The 17,756-nt window shown below is 55.2% G+C and carries 14 protein-coding genes and 1 tRNA gene; 9 read left to right on the top strand and 6 right to left on the bottom strand.

From position 1 onward, the window contains the following. Window positions 1–230 precede the first annotated feature (230 nt). From VGE55_RS13940 to VGE55_RS13925, 4 genes are read right to left on the bottom strand one after another with little or no spacing between them, the layout of a single operon-like run. Window positions 231–1,694 carry an AAA family ATPase gene (locus VGE55_RS13940; RefSeq protein ID WP_331132272.1) on the bottom strand — a complete coding sequence of 488 codons (1,464 nt, stop codon included), beginning with the start codon at window positions 1,692–1,694 and terminating at the stop codon, window positions 231–233. A gap of 2 nt (window positions 1,695–1,696) precedes the next feature. After that, window positions 1,697–2,923 (bottom strand): hypothetical protein, encoded by a 1,227-nt coding sequence (locus tag VGE55_RS13935; RefSeq protein WP_331132271.1) that lies wholly within the window; start codon window positions 2,921–2,923, stop codon window positions 1,697–1,699. A 2-nt stretch (window positions 2,924–2,925) separates the two neighbouring features. After that, window positions 2,926–4,497 (bottom strand): Arm DNA-binding domain-containing protein, encoded by a 1,572-nt coding sequence (locus tag VGE55_RS13930; RefSeq protein WP_331132270.1) that lies wholly within the window; start codon window positions 4,495–4,497, stop codon window positions 2,926–2,928. Next, window positions 4,497–4,721, bottom strand: coding sequence for a hypothetical protein (locus VGE55_RS13925; protein ID WP_331132269.1), 225 nt, complete (start codon window positions 4,719–4,721; stop codon window positions 4,497–4,499). The genes VGE55_RS13930 and VGE55_RS13925 overlap by 1 nt, the downstream gene beginning before the upstream one ends. 144 nt (window positions 4,722–4,865) lie before the next feature. Between VGE55_RS13925 and VGE55_RS13920 the strand changes: the two genes are divergently transcribed. From VGE55_RS13920 to VGE55_RS13890, 7 genes are all read left to right on the top strand, one after another. Next, the gene (locus VGE55_RS13920) at window positions 4,866–5,066 is read left to right on the top strand and encodes a helix-turn-helix domain-containing protein (RefSeq protein WP_331132268.1); all 201 of its coding nucleotides are present in this window, start codon (window positions 4,866–4,868) and stop codon (window positions 5,064–5,066) included. Between the two features lie 201 nt (window positions 5,067–5,267). Next, window positions 5,268–5,738 carry a translesion error-prone DNA polymerase V autoproteolytic subunit gene (locus VGE55_RS13915; protein WP_331132267.1) on the top strand — a complete coding sequence of 157 codons (471 nt, stop codon included), beginning with the start codon at window positions 5,268–5,270 and terminating at the stop codon, window positions 5,736–5,738. Continuing rightward, window positions 5,722–7,017: a Y-family DNA polymerase gene (locus tag VGE55_RS13910; protein ID WP_331132266.1), complete on the top strand. Its 1,296-nt coding sequence runs from the start codon at window positions 5,722–5,724 to the stop codon at window positions 7,015–7,017. The genes VGE55_RS13915 and VGE55_RS13910 overlap by 17 nt, the downstream gene beginning before the upstream one ends. A gap of 409 nt (window positions 7,018–7,426) precedes the next feature. Continuing rightward, window positions 7,427–9,385, top strand: coding sequence for an AAA family ATPase (locus VGE55_RS13905; protein WP_331132265.1), 1,959 nt, complete (start codon window positions 7,427–7,429; stop codon window positions 9,383–9,385). A gap of 124 nt (window positions 9,386–9,509) precedes the next feature. After that, on the top strand, window positions 9,510–10,739 hold the full coding sequence (locus VGE55_RS13900) for a hypothetical protein (RefSeq protein WP_331132264.1): 1,230 nt from the start codon (window positions 9,510–9,512) through the stop codon (window positions 10,737–10,739). A gap of 90 nt (window positions 10,740–10,829) precedes the next feature. Further along, window positions 10,830–11,186, top strand: a complete 357-nt coding sequence (locus VGE55_RS13895; RefSeq protein ID WP_331132263.1) for a 4-fold beta flower protein — start codon at window positions 10,830–10,832, stop codon at window positions 11,184–11,186. 71 nt (window positions 11,187–11,257) lie between these two features. Continuing rightward, window positions 11,258–11,899, top strand: a complete 642-nt coding sequence (locus VGE55_RS13890) for a hypothetical protein (protein ID WP_331132262.1) — start codon at window positions 11,258–11,260, stop codon at window positions 11,897–11,899. Between the two features lie 365 nt (window positions 11,900–12,264). On the opposite strand, the gene VGE55_RS13885 is transcribed toward VGE55_RS13890, so the two are convergent. Further along, window positions 12,265–12,340, bottom strand: a tRNA-Arg gene (locus tag VGE55_RS13885). Window positions 12,341–12,436: 96 nt separating this feature from the next. On the opposite strand from VGE55_RS13885, the gene VGE55_RS13880 reads away from it, so the two are divergent. After that, the gene (locus tag VGE55_RS13880) at window positions 12,437–15,619 is read left to right on the top strand and encodes a DUF748 domain-containing protein (protein ID WP_331132261.1); all 3,183 of its coding nucleotides are present in this window, start codon (window positions 12,437–12,439) and stop codon (window positions 15,617–15,619) included. Window positions 15,620–15,769: 150 nt separating this feature from the next. Further along, window positions 15,770–16,336, top strand: a complete 567-nt coding sequence (locus VGE55_RS13875; RefSeq protein ID WP_331132260.1) for a hypothetical protein — start codon at window positions 15,770–15,772, stop codon at window positions 16,334–16,336. Window positions 16,337–16,349: 13 nt separating this feature from the next. Here VGE55_RS13875 and VGE55_RS13870 read toward each other — a convergent pair whose 3' ends face one another. After that, window positions 16,350–17,678, bottom strand: coding sequence for an esterase/lipase family protein (locus VGE55_RS13870; protein WP_331132259.1), 1,329 nt, complete (start codon window positions 17,676–17,678; stop codon window positions 16,350–16,352). Between the last annotated feature and the right edge of the window lie 78 nt (window positions 17,679–17,756).

The raw sequence follows: 17,756 nt of genomic DNA, 5'->3' as shown, positions 1-17,756 counted from the left end.
GAGCCACTTGCTTTCAGGAAATTAGTCTTATATTTTGCACGCAAAGGCCCACCAACCAGCTACGCTGTTATTTGACGTGGATTGTCACGCTTGACTGACCTCATCATTCCCGCACAGCTGACGACAACAATTATGGGTAATTGAAAGGTTGGCTGGCAGCTAGAAAATCAGCCTCCACTTACATCTCCAGGGAAGCTGACATTTCTGTGACTTGGCGATCGGTCGCGTGGCTATGATTGGGGCAACAAGTTCAACACCAGCCAAGCAGTATGCGCATTGATGATTTGTTTACCTCTCAAGCTCTGTGTCACACCCATTCCCGTCAGCTTGAGCTTTGCCTGAACATGGCAGCTCACCATTCGGTCGATGAGCTGTTTCATGTGGCGCAGGTCGCATGTCTCTTTGCTCAATAAAGCCAATGCATCTTCCGACATCTCAACATGTCGGTAATTCGCCTTGAGAAAGTTGGCGATGATGGCCCGGCGTTGCTCTTGGCTCGGGTAGCCCACGTTGAAGGTTGTAAATCGCGACAGCAGTGGCGGCGAGATCAAGCTTGCATCATTGCAGGTGGCCACGTAGAAAACTTGCGAGGCATCAAATGGAAGGTGACTGTATTCATCTCGCACATGCCTGGCGGTTTCAGGCTCCAGCAATGCCAGTAATGCACCACCCACCGGAAAGCGGCCGTCGAAATCGCTCATCTTGTCGATTTCGTCCAGCAACAACAATGGGCTGGCGGATTTGCCGCTGCTCAGCGTCTTGAACAAAAGCCCCGGTTGGCCGTTGCCCCACTTCTCACTAGTACCGGTTAAAACTCCCGCCATGCTAGTGGCTGCCAAGTTGACGAAGTCGTACTCTGTATCCAATGCTTTGGCCAGGGCCTGGGCATATGCGGTTTTACCGCAGCCCTTGGGACCATTGAGCAAGATCGGTTGAAGGCACCGCCGGTGGTGATGCTTAAATCTCCAGGCGCTCATCTGATCGATCAACCGCTGGGTCACAGCCTGAAAGTTGGGATACGTATCCACCAAGGCTTCAAGGCGCCGCAGTCTGGCCGCAGTAGCGGTGATCGTTTGTCGATAACCATTGTTTTCCGCGATGTGTCGCACCAAGCCTTCAATCATGTCTTTGCGCTCTCTTTCCGCATCGTAGCTATTGACCAGGCGGCGCGCGGTTTGCGCTGTGAAAACACGATATTGATTGGGATCTTTGCGCTGAAACCGGGGATCATCACTCATGCAGGAATCAATCAAAAACTCAAGATCGCCTCGTCCTTGCACGCCAACAAAAAAGTCCCTGGGGTTACCAAGTACTTCAACGGTTGGGCTCGCCTCCGCGTCTCGGAAACCATGCTCATTGGCGGCGGAAGAGTGCCTTGAATGTTTCACATGGTTACTCAAAACATTGAACACAGCGGCCCGCTCCGATTCATTGAGCTCAGCAAAATGCTTCGGAAAATAATTGCCTGTGATGTACCGCGCCATGACCTGGTTATAGTCTTCCGATCGCACCATCTCGGCCATTACCTTGGTTCTCCACCCCTTAACAAACTCTTTTAAGGCGGACTCATCTTGAACTGGGATCAAAAGGCCAGTGCGCTCGTGTTCACGATAACCCTCAGGGATTTCTGTGTCGCAGCGATATTCACGCGTACTGTGAAAACGCTCGCGAGATACTGAATTTCCTGTTCTCATGGTTATACCCCCTTGCCGGTGGTGGCTGACACAAAGCCAGCCTCAACCAGAATGCTGGGCTGCTTCAAACAGTCGGTTCTGGCGCTTTTACAATCGGCCTCGTGCATGATAAAGCTCTCCACGGTTTTGCGCTTGCGCACACCCGACTGATCATGCTGGCGTTTGACGGCACAAATGGCGTGCTCTAGCTCAATTTGCCGTGCCTCGGGGTAGGTGACTTGGGTGGCGCAAGCCGTGGCGATCCACTTGAGCATCGTCTGCTCGTGACCAATGAGTTGACAGTTTTGATTGCCAATGTAAGTTCCGTGCGCAAGGCAAATGTAGTCGTGCACCTTTCCAAGGTCGTGCATTAGCGCTGCCAACAGGGTTAGGCTTACATCCACCACCTCATTACAGCGCTGCACAGCCAGTAGCACATGGGCTACGGTCTCTGCGGTATGCACCAACAGGCCACGCTCGTAGCTGTGGTGGTTTTTTAAGGAAGCGGGGTAAGTCAGAAACTTGTCCCACCTGGTTCCTTGGCCTAACACCGCCATGTACAGCGCCTTGTCCTCTGGGTTGAGGTGATTGAACACCGCGCTTAAAAACATACAAACCTCGTGCAGGTTCAGACCTTGGTGAACGAGTGCCACTTGGCCAGCAATCGCAGTGCTCTTGGGCATGAATAGTCCCGCATAGTCATAGGGATTGAGATCATTGGGCACCGCGCACTGTGGTGGGGCCTCTTGTGAAGTGATGGCTGGAAATTGCTTTAGCGCTTGTGCCTCGTCCTCGCCAGCAATGTGCACTATTTCACCGCTCTGCCAGATTTTCTCGGTCACCTTCCAGAACCGTTGGATGAAGATACTGGCGATAAACGTACCCGTGACTGCGCAATACAGTGGCACACGGATAAGCGCATGCTGGCGCTTGTAGGCTGCGGCCTTATCCGGAGAACGGATGATCCGAGTACTGATCCAGAAAATACTGCCGAACGCACCCACCGTCACACCCGTTTCAGGCAATACATCTTGCAGTCCCTTGAGTTCATACAGATGCGGCGCTGAGGCCTTGCTCAGTACGGAGCCGCCTCCAAGCAGGTGTGCGTTTACTGGCTGAAAGTGATGCTCAGGGTTATGCGCATGGTAGGCTGACTTTATCTGGGTATCGACATGACAGTAGCGGTTCACCTGCAAACAGACAGTACCCAGTGTGTTGTTCTTCGATGTGTTGAGGTTCTGAGAATTCATGGTTATTCATCCTTGTTGTTATAGTTTTGGAACATGGCAAGCCAGGGGTTTTTGTGATCGATGTTGGCGCTGCGGTGGATCGGATTCACCTCTCCTTCGGATTCAGACGGCACCTCCATTGGCTGAGTGCGCAAGGCGACAACTGAGTCCGATGTTTGCGCTGCCTCATACGGGGATGACCGATTGGATGAATCCATTCCGGAGCCTTGCGCCTTGGATCGACTTGCCTTTTGTTGTGCGATTGGCGGCTCGCTCTTTTGCGCCTTGCGCTGACGATTGGAAACAGCGCCGGGCGGCAACTCGACTTGGGATGAGTGATCAGCTGGAGGTGCGCTAGGAGACCCAAAATTTGCAGCCAGCATGCGTTCAAACGCCGAGCCATCACGCCGCGTCAGGTTGGGCACATAACGCGAGTACACTTTGAACAGCATTTCCGTGGAGGAATGCCCCATCTGAAATGCAATCCATTCTGGCGATTCACCAGCAGCCAACATCAACGTGGCGAAGGTGTGCCGAGTTTGATACGGAGTGCGCGGTTTTAGCCCCAATGAGCGCAACAGGGGATACCACACCCGATTGCTCATATTGCGGTTTGTGAGCGGCCCACCATTGGCATTGGCAAACACGTAGACAGATCGGTTTCCCGTCATTTCCCATTGGGCGTTGAGGGCCTCATACACCTGGGGCGAGATTCGGATGTCGCGATTGGAGCCCGCAGTTTTGGGGGTCTCTTCATACCCTTCAACCACCGTTTCACGAATCGTGATGATCCGCTTCTCAAGGTCGACGTACTTCCATTTCAGGCCGTGAATTTCACCCGGGCGCATGCCTGTGAAAAACTTGGTGGTAAAGTAGTTGCGGAAGTCTGGCCGACAGTACTTCAGGATCAGCTCCACCTCCTCCAGCGTAAAGGGATGCACATCGGTTTTTTTGATGCGCAGCCTTTTAATGTTTTGGAAGGGAGTGGTAAAGTTAAAGCGATCAGCGGCTTCACTCAAGATCTGGCTCACGGATGTCATTACATGATTAATCCGAGAAGCTGACATTGTTGTTCCTGGTTTTTTGCCCGGGGCTTTGGCGAGAACTGAGCGAAATTCCAGAATGTCTTGTTTGGTGATACTGCTGATCACCTTGGTACCGAAGTGCGGTCTTAACCACTTCTCCAAGGTTTCTTGTTTGGTTCGAAGGTTCGATCGCTTCCAGATTGACTCGTTTTCTGCGATGAACTTCTCTGCAAACTCACCAAAGGTGGGATGTCCAATTGAGCTGGGGAGCCCTACTGGTTGCATCACCGGTTGCTGAGCCATCGGGATTGAAACCGTGCCAGGTATCGGCATGCGTTGATGGTTTTCAAGGGCTTCGATTTTTTCCAGATTTCGACTATTCGGAAACGCGCTACGGTAACTGAAATCCCCCTTAGCGATTTGCGCCTCGATGTTTCGGAGAGCCCGCTCCATGAGTTTCCGATTGTCGGGTGTATCTTGAAGATTCGCCTGCTCACGACAACGAATCTTTAAATACTGGAAATCGAAATACAGCAGGCCAGTTTCAGGTCTAACACGTATGTGTCCCATCACATCCCCCTGGACGCAGTCATGGGAATGGACCCGGTTAATGAAGCCGCGTTGTACATGTCTTGTTCAATCTGCTCCCAGATAAACAAAATTTTTCGTCCACCGAAAGGCCGGAAGTAATGCTTGCCTTCAATTAAGACAGAATCTTTCAATCGATCTCTGATCGTTCGAGTGTCGTACTTGATGCGCGCGGATAACTCTTCAGTTGTCAAATAGGTAGCCATGCTGCCTCCATATGGGTTTACACTTAGAGATCATTTTGATCTTCAAAGGGCTATTATGATCCCCTGTAGATCATTATGCACACATTTAGATCTTTTGCAAGTCATTTCGATCTTCTATAGATCGTTTTGCATCTGGAGAGCATCATGCGGATTCATTTCGCTAGACTTCTGGGCGAGCACAAAAAGAAAATTACTGATGTAGCTCGGGACACAGGAATTAACCGAGGAACACTGACTCGCATGTATCACGAGACGGCCGAGAGAGTTGACCTGGAGATCCTGCAGTCGCTTTGTGACTACTTTGACTGCGAGGTTGGCGAGTTGCTTGAACGGGTCAAGCAATAAACTGGGAGAGTAGATTGGGCTGCTGCTAGGCCTTAGCTGCCGCTGGGCATCGATCTGATTGGCTTTACCCGGTTTCTTGGACTAGACCATGTCAAAAGATTTCCTATTAGTGCGTGAAGTCGCACTGCACGTAATTTGAAGAGAGCTGCCATCTCAAAATACTGTTGTAATATACAGTATTTCGAAAAAGTGAGACCCCTCATGTCAGGACTCTCCATCAATCATGCCGCCACGTTGTCACAAGCGCCCTCTTCCGTCAGACTCCAGCCGCCTGGCTATCCGGTGCGTCTCGTCTCCCACCGGATTTCGGCTGGATTCCCCTCCCCTGCCGCGGATTATGCGGAGGTTGGTCTGGACTTGAATGACTACTTGGTTCGCAACAAACCCGCTTCTTTCATGTTTACGGTGAAGGGCGACTCCATGGTCAATGCCGGCATTGTCGATGGGGACAAGGTGATTGTTGACCGCTCGGTCAATGCCAAGAGCAAGGACATTGTGGTTGCAGTCGTCAACGGGGAATACACCATCAAACGCCTCTACAAGACGTCGAGCAAGGTGGAGTTGCGGCCTGAGAACCCGGCGTATCAGCCGATTGTGTTCAAAGAAGGCAGTGAGCTTGAAATCTGGGGTGTGGTGGTTGGGGTGGTGCGACGCTATGGAAACCAAGGCTAGTCCAGTTTTTGCGCTGGTGGATGTGAACAACTTCTATGTGTCCTGTGAGCGCGTCTTCAACCCCAAGCTTGAACGGGTTCCGATGGTGGTTCTGTCCAACAACGATGGCTGTGCGGTTGCCCGTAGCGCGGAGGCCAAAGCCCTGGGCATCCAGATGGGTGAGCCGTGGCACAAGGTCAAAGACCTCGCCCGTCGCCATGGTGTACTGGCCTATTCCTCCAATTACACCCTGTATGGCGACATGAGCCAGCGCGCTGTTGAGGTGCTGTCTCTGTTTTCTCCGCATCTGGAGGTGTATAGCGTTGATGAGAGTTTTCTGCAGATTGAGTCGGTGTTGAACCTGTACTCATCGGCTACAGAAATGGGGCAACAGATCCGACAGCGCATGCGTCAATGGCTGGGCCTGCCGGTGTGTGTCGGGATTGGCCCCACCAAGACGTTGGCCAAGCTGGCCAATCACATGGCCAAGAAAATGTCTCAGTTCAATGGCGTGTGCGATTTGCATGCGATTCCCCGGACGCATCGGGTTGAGCTCATGTCCAAAATTGATGTGGGTGAGGTGTGGGGCGTGGGGCGGCGCATAGCGGTTCGGTTGAATGAGATGGGCATCCACAGCGTTCTGGATCTGCGGAATGCAAAGCCCTCCGAGATCCGAAAACAGTTCAATGTGGTGCTGGAACGTACCTGCGAGGAGCTGCGGGGGATCTCTTGTCTGGATTTGGAGGAAGTTGCGCCGGACAAGCAGCAGATCATGAGTTCAAAAAGCTTTGGTCAACCTGTCCTGATGGTCTCTGAACTGTGCGAGGCGATCTCGGCTTATGTGGAGCGTGCCGCGCAAAAACTGCGGCATCAACAATCCCTGGCCAGCGGCTTGTATGTGTTTCTGAGAACCAATCCATTTGATCCCCGCGCAGCTCAATATGCGGCCAACCACCATGTGTCGTTGGGCGTGCCCACGGACGACACTCGTGTTATCTCGGACCTTGCTTCCCGAGTGATCAAACACCTGTACAAGCCAGGCTATGTATACAAAAAAGCCGGTGTGATGCTTACGGGATTGATATCCAAGGATTCTTATCAGGCCGATCTCTTCACTGATACAACTCAGTTGAAGAAATCAGCTCAATTGATGAAAACGCTGGATGAGATCAATGGTCGCTTTGGGCGAGATTCATTGATCTGTGCATCCTCAGGATTCGAGCGGGGATGGACTATGAAGTGCAGCAACCGTAGTCCTCATTACACGACGGATTGGAAGTGTTTATCCAGCGTATCGTGAATGGCTGTGAAGCAGTAAACGCAATCGTGCGAAGACTGTACTTTCGTCAACGTTGCAGTATGAATCAAGGGTACCAAACAACGGGTTTTCGGCCAAAGAAGCCATTAGGACTGATGGCTGGGACGTCTGAGTTATTTACAAAAGCAGACTTCGGAACTTTGGCAGTTGTCAATGATAGATCTGACCTTCAAAATCGAGTTCCAGGCTCAACATTTTGCGGCGAATAACCTAGGTTTATTTTTCATCCTGTTCATGCGATGCTTTGTAAATGTTTGAAATAGTTGATTTAAAGATATCTTTTGCGATGTGCGGATAAATGGATATCGCCTTTATCGTTCGATAAATCAAGTTAGGCGACCAATCCTGGCTCGCTCGCAGTTGATAGGTTCATGAGAAATCGGAGGGCATAGTGCTAACACTCGTCAAAGCGCAGGTCTGGAAATACAAGTCAATTGAGGATTCAACGCCCGTGGCGCTGGCCGATGACGTGACGGTGCTGGTTGGCAAGAACGAGTCCGGCAAGACGGCCTTCCTCGAAGCGCTGTATAAAGCGCTGCCGCTCGGCGACGCCGGATACGACTACGTCGCTGATTATCCGCGCAAGGACCTGGTGCGCTACCGATCTCAGCACGAGGCGAAAAACTATCAGAAGACCGTACAGTTGACTTTTCGCATCGAGAAGGAACTGGCCGACGCGATCAACAAGGAAGTTTTCGGGGATGCGCAGATCGTCGCCGCTGGCAGTACCTTCAGTCGCGATACGACCATCGCCAACACGAATACTATCGGCTTTCATGTCGATCAGAAAGCGGCCTTAGTCGCGCTGCAGAAGCAGCTAAGCGATCTGGAGCACCAGGATGAAGTCTTTGCCGGGGCCACGTCGCTCGCCGACGTGCTTGCCAAGATCGAAGGCCTGAACCTGCCAACGGACAACCGCCTGGCGGAGTTCGCTGCACAGTGGCGTGCACGGGCGATCAAGGCGAACGGCTGGGAATTGGTTGATGGCCATATCTGGCAGAACTACCTGTCGTCGGCACTGCCAAAGTTCCTCTACTTCGACGACTACAAACTGCTCGAAGGCAAGATCAATCTGCCTGCGCTGCAGCAGCGCGAAGCCGCGAAGCAATTGACTGACGCTGACGAAACCGCGCAGGGGCTTCTGCAGCTCGCTGGAACGACGCTGCAGGAGTTGATGAGCGACGAGGGCTACGAAACCGCGAAAGCGAAGCTAGAAGCCATCGGCCTTAACATCACCCAGAAGGTCTTCGAGTTCTGGAAACAGAACCAGGACCTAGACGTAGAGTTCGATCTCAAGACCGACAGCAAGGACGTTGCGCCCTACAACAGCGGTGTCAACCTCTATATCCGCATTAAGAACCGCCGTCACGGTGTCACGGTGCCGTTCGACCAGCGCAGCAAGGGCTTCATCTGGTTCTTCAGTTTCTTGGTCTGGTTCGACGCCGTGCAGTCGCGCGCCGCGACGCAGGATGCGCTCGTTTTGTTGCTCGACGAGCCGGGCCTGAACCTGCACGCGCTGGCGCAGGCCGACTTCCTTGCTTACATTCGCGAGCTGTCGACGCAGCATCAGATCATTTACACGACACACTCGCCGTTCATGGTGGACAGCGTGCGCCTGGACGAAGTGCGAGTCGTCGAAGACCGCGTCAAGGAAGGCACCAAGATCACCGGTGACTTGGTCGGCTCATCAGACGAAAGTGTGTTCCCACTGCAGGCCGCGCTCGGCTACTCCATCGCGCAGAACCTCTTCATCGCCAAGAAAAACGTCCTGATCGAAGGACCGGCGGACCTGATTCTGCTGCAGCATATGGGCGCATTGCTGGAAGCCGGCGGCAAGCAGGGGCTGGGGGACGCGATTCTGGTGCCGGTCGGCGGTCTGGACAAGTTGGCGACCTTCGTCGCGCTGCTCGGGTCGAGTAAGCTTAAGCTCGTGGTGTTGCATGACCGCGCCGCCAGCCCTAACCAGAAGCTGGAAGACCTGGTGCGACAGAAACTGATCGAGCGTAAGCGCGTCCTCGACTTCTCCATGTTCATCGACCCGGCTCCGGCCGAAGCCGACATCGAAGACTTGCTGCCCACCGACGCCTATATCGGAGCGTTCAACCAAGCCTATGGCAAGGAGTTGAACGGCGTGACGTTGACGGCGGCCGATCTTGGAGCGCAGCCGCGCATGATCGAACGCATCAACCACTGGCTCAAGGCAAAGAACATCACGCTGCTGAAGGATGGTGGCTTCAACCACTACCGCGTTGCGCAGGCGGTACTGCCAGCGCTGACGGCTGAGATACTTAAGCCCAATGAACTGGCACGCTTCGAGCGCCTGTTCTCCAAAATCGGTGAGGTTCTGTGACAGTCTCCCCTTGGTCGTCTAACAACAGCATGCAGCGGACGGCACTTCGCGCCGCCGCTGATGCTGGGCGTTAGACCTCGTTGGTGACGTCGTGGGTCCAATAGCGCTCTTCGACAAATCCTTCTTGCAGTCTCTCACAGTCGATGAGTCGGTGTGGTTTGATCATCTATTCCTGCCTGTCATCTGCCCCTTGTTTTTTGTTGAAACCCTCGCTGATCTGAGTAAGCGAAACTGTGCAGGTACGCGAACTCCTGAAGACCTTGTCCGCATCATTGCGGATAAAACGCCTGTCATGTCCGGAGCGCCTTGCGTGCATCACTCACAGATCTGCATAGCGAACCTGATGGGTCATGAGGCGCCACACTTTGGTCAAGTTCCCCTTGCAGGCGGGCGACCGGTCAGAGGCGTGGACGGTAAGACGGGCGTCGTGTTCAAGAATTCTCCCGAAGCCGAAGCTTTCTCTCGATGGCAGCGCGGGCAGTTTCAAGACATTGAACGGGGGGCGGCTTCTGCTTGGCGTGCAATGCTGTCGGATCTCAATCTGCCTGAAGTTGCGGCGAGGATGCGCGCACTTGGTATAACGCCTCAAAGCTGCAAGACGATTGAGCAAGCGTATGGCATCGCCGCCTCGCTTGTGAATACGAGATTTGCACCGGAGCAGCAACTCGGTCTGCTCTTCTCCTTCGTTCATATCCCGCAGCATCTGTGGGGCCCCATTATTCAGCGTTGGTCGGACGCAGGCTTTCCGTCGCTAGCGGAGTTCGCGAGCTATGCGGCGCACGTGCTGAAAGTCGAGATCTTCTTCCAAATTGCGCTCGCAGCCAATCTGATCTCTTCCGATCGACCCTCGAATCGTGCTGACATTGCCTATCTTTTCTACTTGCCTTTCTGCCACATCTTCGTGTCGGGGGACAAACTCCACCGTCGCTGCGCACCAGTATTTCTGAGCAAACGGCAAGACTTCGTCTGGGGTCCGGACCTGAAGGCCGATATCACACGAATCAATCAGGAGCTCTCCTCTATCCCAGAGGAGGAGCGTCAGATCGGCTTGCACAAGTTGGCTCCCCAGCCGCCAGGAGACCCCAGTGGCGTCGTTGCCTCGCTTTGGAGGAAGTATGCCCCGAATGCTCGATCCTCTCGTGAGGCACCTATCCCCTTGTCTCCGGAGGTGGAGCGGACACTTGTCGAACACCTCAAATCGTTCACGAAGGCTCCGACGGCGCCAGATGTCGCTCGGCTACCCCAAGATAATCTCGAAAATATCGCAATCGAACGCCTGGTCCCGGCAAAGAGAGGCGGATGGTGGATCATTCCGAAAGAAGTCGCAGATCGAGAACGGGGCGAAGAGGTCTAACATGGCAATCTACACGGACGGCCTATCGGCCTGCGTTCGCGGGCCCACTGTTCGCTGGTCATTTATACGTTAAGCATCAAGGAGAGGAATGTGTCGGATTGGATGTTCGGGCGAAATGGTCAGGCCACAGTCATTTTCGATAATGATTGTTTCCGCAATAGTCGAGGCCAGGTTGTAGCGTGGATAAACGGAGAAAACGTCTATTCGCTCAAAGGTAAGCATATTGGTTGGTTCGAAGGCGGTGTTCTCTACGATAACCGCAATCAAGCTTTGGGATTTCTTCGAAATTCGACCGGTTACCTGCCAAGTCGACCCGGGGTCGGTGGTGTACCGGGTACGCCTGGTTTTGGCGGTAAGCCGGGGCGACCAGGATTAGCCGGAGCTCCTGGCAAACCAGGTCGAGGTGGCTGGTCACAGAATGACCTGGAGACGTACTTCAATGCGTAACAATTACGTCAACGGGATTAGTTTTCCGCTGGCGCTTCAAAGCAACCCGTTAGGATAGTGTTAGGCGTCGCATGACTACTTTCATCCGTACGAGCCTAAAGTGGGTACTCCCGCTGGCGTTGGCTGCGCTAGCTTTCGGATACTCCTTTTATCGGCGCACTGAGCTTTCCTATTGGGATGGCGCGGTTGGAAACTGGCTGGCCACCCTTCTCGGTATTGTGGTTGGCGTTCCAGTCGCACTGGCGCTCGAACGTACTCGCGCCAAACAAGAGAAGGAGGAACAGGTGCGGGCTGATCAGCGCGTCCGTCAGGATGTCTTGACCCTTCTGCGGGCGGAGTTGCTAGGCGCTCAGCAGAGCATTCAATACAGAACGACGTTGGGGACATCAGTCCCCGTTGAACCGCTGAACACATCGGCTTGGGATGCTATGAAAGCAACCGCAAATCTCAGGCACGTATCCGCACCCTCTCTCATCGGATCACTATCTGAGGCATATAGGCTTATAGAATTCCTTGCTCAATTGGAGCAGATGCTTCACCGAACGGTCTATGGCGTGAATGTTCAATTTCAGGATGGCGAGAATGCCTCAACAAAAATCTTGCGTAATGCAACTTCATATCACGCGCCCGCAACCGCTGCCATCGATCACGCATTGAACGAAATAGAAGTTGCTCTTGCCTCAACCATAGAGAGTCCGCGTGTCGACGCCTAACCATTCTCCCCTAAGCTTGGGCGTCATTCAACGTCGGTTCAAGAACACATAGGAGACGTTCTAGGTCGAAAGTTTCACGGCTGCTATGGCCTAAAAACCGTCATCCGCAATTTGATCTGAATTTACTGACAGAAAGAGATTTGACACTCGGCATTGTTGAAAATGCGGCTTTTCTTCGCTAGGCTAAATTCTGTGACAAATCAATTCGGCCCAGCTGTTAACCAATACTCAAGCAAGGGCCTGTGACAAAAATTTGTCACAGAATTTGTCACAGAGGTGTCACAGCAGATACTTGATGGGTTGGGGAATCTAGAGCGCAAAAACAAAAAAGCCCCGACCAGCGGGGCTTTCAAGCTCAAAACAGTTGGCGCGGCCGGCGGGGATCGAACCCACGACCCCTGGCTTCGGAGGCCAGTACTCTATCCACTGAGCTACGGCCGCGCAAGCAGCCCGTAGTGTACACCAGCCATGGGATCGGGGATACTTGCGGGTAACGGGTCTTGCCATAAATTACCCCAACAAATCGATCGTCCTATCATGTCCAGCCCAGCCACTGAAACCAAGGTACTTCCCCCCACCCGGCCCACATGGGCCAAAGCCCTGCTGATTGCACTCGGCGTGTTTACTCTGTTGCTGGCCTTTGCCTGGCTGGCCTTGCCCAGCCTTATCCAATGGCAGGCGCCCAAGTTCATCCAGAACAAATCGGGCCACACCCTGGTGCTGGGCAAACCTGAGATCAACCCGCTCAAGTTGTCTGTTCGCTTGCCCGCGCTCAAGCTGTCCAAGCCCGATGGTGAGGAATTGGTGTCTTTCGACAGCCTGTTTGTGGATGTGTCGGGCACCGACCTGCTGACCGGCACCATTGCGCTGGACACCGTGGACCTGCAAGGCCTGCACCTGAATGCGGCCCTGCTGCCCAACGGCGAACTGAACTGGACTGACCTCATCAACGCCTTCAAATCAAAAGAACCCGAGCCCGACCAACCCCCGCCCAAGTTCAAACTGGGCCACTTGAACATCGACAAGGCCGCCATCACGGTGGAAGACCGCCGCACGCCCAATGGCTTCAAAACCCGGCTGGAGCCCCTGGCGCTGGAGCTGCACAACCTCTCGACCCTGGCCAACAGCCAGTCTGGCGATTTTGAGCTGGACGCCAACACCTCGTTTGACGCGCAGGTGCAATTGAAGTCACAAATCAAGCTGGCCGTGCCTGCATTCACCGGTACCTTGACGGTGAAGAACATCAACCTGGCCAAGCTGGAGCCGCTGCTGAAACCCCTGCTGCCCACCGCCCCACCCACGGGCACTGTGAACACCAGCACCCAGTTTGATGTGCAGTTGGCCGACGGCAAGCCGGTGGTGCACATCACCAACACCGAACTCACCGCCGACAATCTGGCCGTGGCTGCCAAGGCGGGCAAGGCAGCAAGCACGGTGGCCTTGGGCAAACTGGCCGTCACCGGCGTTGAATTCCACCTGCCCGACAACACCGCCAAAGTGGCCGGCATTGAACTCAACCAACTGCAAGCCAACTACGCCAATGGCAAACCTGCTTTGGCCTTGAGCAAAGTGGCTGTGGGCGGCATTGATGTGAAGCTGAATGACCAGCACGCCCAGGTGGGCGACGTGGCGCTCAGCGGCTTGAACACGGCCTTGAACCGCGACAAGGCAGGCCAGTTGAACCTGCTGGACTGGGTGAATGCTTGGGTGCCTGCACAAAATGCACCGAAGGCCAATGAAAAACCAGCCGAAAGCTCTACCAAGGACACCACCCCCGCCAAGCCCTGGACCTGGGCCGTGGCGGGCGTGAAGCTCGACCAATCCAGCGTGAAATTTACCGATGACAGCCTGCCCGCCGGCTTTGCGGTGGGCGCGTCCAACATCACCGTGGCCACCCAAGGCTTAAGCCAAGACCTGGACAAACCCCTGCCTCTGCAGGCCAGCCTGAGCCTGGACTCGGGCGGTCAAATCGAAGCCAAGGGCACGGTGGTGGCCACAGCCCCCAGCGCCAGCATTCAACTGGCCATCAACAATGTCGCCCTGAAATTGGCACAACCTTTTATTGCCCAGCAGGCCAAGCTGGACATGGCCAGCGGCGCGCTGTCCACCACCGGCAAGCTCACCTTCAACAGCAAAACCACGGAATACGCAGGCAACCTGGCCATTAACGATTTGCGCTTGAATGAGGCAGGCACCAAGAAATCATTTTTGGCCTGGAAAAGCCTCTCCACCCCCGCCTTCACCGCCAGCACACAAGCCGCCCGCATTGGCCGGCTCAACCTCAAAGGGCTGGACAGCGCGGTGTTGATTGCCAAAGACAAAAGCACCAACATCAGCCGGATTTTGGTGACACAACCAGGCTCACCGGTTGAGCCTGCCAAGCCAACCAATGACAAACCAGCAGGCCCACCAGCCTACGGGGTTAGCATCGACCGCTTCAACATTGTCGACAGCGAGCTGGACTTTGCCGACGAGTCCTTGTTCATTCCCTTTGGCACCCGTATTCATGGGTTGAATGGCAGCTTGACAGGCTTGAGCAACCTGCCGGGCACCCGCGGTGAAGTGGCCCTGAAAGGCGATGTGGACGACTACGGTCTGGCGCAGGCCAACGGGCAACTCGACCTGTTCGACCCCACCAATTACCTCGACCTGAAGGTGAATTTCCAGAATGTGGAAATGACCACCCTCACGCCTTATTCCGCCACCTTTGCCAACCGGAAAATTGAGTCGGGCAAACTGTCGCTCAACCTGGAATACAGCATCGACAAGCAACAGTTGAACAGCACCAACCAGGTGCTGATTGACAAGCTAAAACTGGGTGAACGGGTGCAAAGCCCACAGGCAGTTGACCTGCCGCTGGACCTGGCCATTGCCATTCTGGAAGACAGCGATGGCCGAATCGACCTGGGCATACCAGTAACCGGCAGCCTGAACGACCCGCAGTTCAGCTACGGCGCCATTGTGTGGAAGGCCTTCACCAACGTGCTCACCAAAATTGTGACAGCCCCGTTCCGCGCGCTGGGCTCGCTGTTTGGCGGTGGCGAAGAAGCGTTGGGCAACATCGCATTCGACCCGGGTGTGGCCACCTTGTCCCCCCCCCAACGCGAGAGCCTGAAAAAGCTCGGTACAGCCCTGCAAAAGCGGCCCAACCTCACACTCACTGTGAATGGCACTTGGGCCAACAGCGACAAAACCGCGCTGCAAGCCCGCCAGTTGCGCCGCGCCGTGGCCCTGCAAGCTGGCGACAAACTGCAAGCCGATGAAGACCCGGGGCCACTCGCATTGCAGTCACCCACCGTGCAAAAAGCACTGGAAGCCCTGTTTGCAAAACGGTTGGGCGGTGGCGAATTGGCCTCGCTGAAAGCGGGCTACCGCGAAGCCAACCCTGGCAAGTTGGAGCAAGGTGTGGCCGGGCAGGCACTGAGCGCCGTCACCAATCTGTTCAAAGACACCCGTAAGCTGAGCGCGCAAGAAGTGACTGCCCTGAAGGGCAAAGACTTTTACGCCGTGATTGCCCAAAAGCTGCAAGACAGCGAGGTGGTCACCGACGCGCAATTGGCTGCGCTGGCCAAAACACGGCAGGACAAGGCCTTGGAAGGGTTAACGGCGGCAGGGCTTGGCGCAGATCGGGTAAAGCCCGGCACGCCCAAGCCGATTGAGCCGGAAGACCCCAAGACTGTGCCGCTGAACCTGGACATCGGGACAGCAAAAAAAGGCTGAAACCAGGGCAGGCGAATGCCCGGGGGCTGGGTTAGCCCGCCCCCTCTTTTGGAGCGTCCCGCAAGCGGTGGACCCACACTTACGTGATGGTTGCGCACCCCGGCTTTTGCAAGAATGGGTTGTCCCATCTTGCACAAGGCTGGTTTTACAATGAGCATTCGCGCACCCCACCAAACCCTGTACCGCCCTGTGGCCAAGGTTCAAAGCTACGAGCGTGAAGTGTTTTTTGAAACCTTGGGTGCGTGTTGGGCACTGAGCGCCCGCAATGTGTCGGGCCAGTTTGCCATCCAGTTGCACATTGATTTAACCCGCGTCAACCTGTTGTATGGTGTACCGGCACAACAGTTGACTGACACACTGCTGCTGGATTTCCTGCGCACCTTTCAAGCACGCAGCCTGCGCCTGAATGCGGAGTGCCGCCACCAGGTTGTGCACAACGCCCTGCAAATGCTGGACGGCATGACCGAGTCGGATTTCCTGAATTTTTCAACTGCATTTCAAGATGCTGTGGGCCAGATTTTGCAACACCTGCCGTGCTGGACCTCTGATTGCATGCGGGCCAACATGGCGCTGAAATACTACGGCATGAACCTGATAGAAAGCCGCATGGAGAGTGCCGCCGCCAAGCGCCACTACGCCGAGCTGCTGGCCAATTACCTGCAAACCACGCAAGCGGTGTTCTTGGCCGAGCACCGCCTGTCACCCATGTTCTGGTAACCAAACAGCCGGCTTATTCCACGCGCTGGCGCAAATGCTGGCGCATCACCATTTGCAGTTCCAGGTAAACCTCGGGGTCGTTCAGCAGGTTCATGTGGTGCTTGTGCGAAAACGCCAGGCGCTGCGCACGGCCAGTGTCATCGGCCAAGGCCGACTTCACCGTGACCAAGCCGTCGCCCACCGTGTTGGGCAGCCAACTGCCGGTGCTGTCACCAATGGATGAACCAATGAGGTGAAACATCACATCGTGGCCGTCGTGGGTTTTGAGGGGGCCAAGGCCGTCCTTCAAATCCCGAATGCCCCGTGACCGAACACCCAGCACACGGCCCAGTGGCTTGGACAACTCAAAGCGATTGAACAACTGTTCGCCTGCTGCGGCCAAACGGGCCAAGGGGGCCCCGTCGTGGGGTGACCCCAGGCACACCACATCGCGAATGGCCCGGCGCAAAATCAGGTCATCATGGTCGATCATTTCGACCAACGCGCGGCTCACCAAACCGCCCATGCTGTGGCCCACCAGGGTCACACCCTCAACAGCCACCGGCCAGTTGCGCACCAGCTTGTTCAGCAAGCGCTTGAACTGCCGGGCATTGGCCTCAATGGTGCGGCCGGTGTTGTAACGCAGGTGGAGCGCTGTCAGGGCAAAGTCTTCTTCCAACCGCACCGCATAAGGGCGGGTTTCAGGCCGGGCGGAGTCCACATACAGGTTCCAGCTGTCCTCGTTGCAGCACAGGCCGTGCACAAACACCACCAGGTGGCGCGTGGCTTGGGGGAACTGTTGCATCAATTCTTCTTGGGTGGTGCCCACCAATTGGCCATGGGCGTACAGGCCCATTTTCACTTCCATGGGGTTGCGGGTGGCGGCCAAGTGGTCACCAAACACGCCATTGATGGCGCTGGAAATGGCAGACACGCGCTTGGCCGCAGTGTCGCCGGGAACGCCGGGCACCGGCACGCGGGACACCTGCTCCATCAGCTCGCCGCCCAAGGCTTCGTCAATGATTTGCGGGGACGACAGGCTTTGGTTGGCTTGGCGAACCACCCAGGCCGCACCGGAAAACAGGCCCTTGCCCGTTTCGCGCACAGCGCCGTACACCAAGTCGGTGATTTCGTTGTGCACCATTTCAACCGGCTTGCTGGCCGACACCGTGGCCGTGCCCACCGCTTTGAAGGGAATGTCCGAAATGGCCCGGTGAAACTCATGCACGCGGCTAGTGGCCTGTGCAATGGTGTCGCCCACCAGCATTAGCGTGCCTTCCAGTGTTTCAGCGGTGGTGGGGTCGCCACGGCCACGCTCGGCGGTGCCATGGTCGGTGCTGTGCTCGGGCTTGTCGGTGTTCATGCTGTGCTCACTCCCTGAACGGTGGTGTTGTTCTATTGGTGTACAACTGTACACAAACAGGGCTTCAGGGTCTAGAAA

It is taken from the genome of Limnobacter sp., from assembly GCF_036405155.1.
In the GTDB taxonomy this organism is placed as follows: domain Bacteria; phylum Pseudomonadota; class Gammaproteobacteria; order Burkholderiales; family Burkholderiaceae_B; genus Limnobacter.
The sequence above is the reverse complement of the archived record's forward strand: the minus strand, read 5'-3'. Positions and strand labels throughout refer to the sequence as shown.